Origin of the sequence: Pseudonocardia sp. EV170527-09 (assembly GCF_008369905.1) — a bacterium.
GTDB lineage: Bacteria > Actinomycetota > Actinomycetes > Mycobacteriales > Pseudonocardiaceae > Pseudonocardia.
Genome location: NZ_VRMC01000730.1, coordinates 1 through 208, shown reverse-complemented (window position 1 = coordinate 208; position 208 = coordinate 1). Strand labels below are relative to the sequence as shown.

The following is a 208-nucleotide window of genomic DNA, read 5'->3' as shown; positions in this document are numbered from 1 at the left end:
ACCCCGGCTCGCTGATCCACGTCGACGTCACCAAGTTCGCCAACATCCCCGACGGCGGGGGCTGGCGCTACCTGGGACGGCAGCAAGGCCGCCGCAACCAGGCGGCCACCGCGCGGCGCACCGGTCAACGGGGCAAGTACTACCGCCCGGCCATCGGGACCGCCTACGTCCACACCGTGATCGACGACCACTCACGCACCGCCTACGC

1 pseudogene is annotated in these 208 nt (G+C 71.2%); it reads left to right on the top strand.

The features are described 5' to 3' along the window. Positions 1-208 (top strand): annotated as a pseudogene (locus FVA95_RS34450) (DDE-type integrase/transposase/recombinase); the annotation flags it as partial.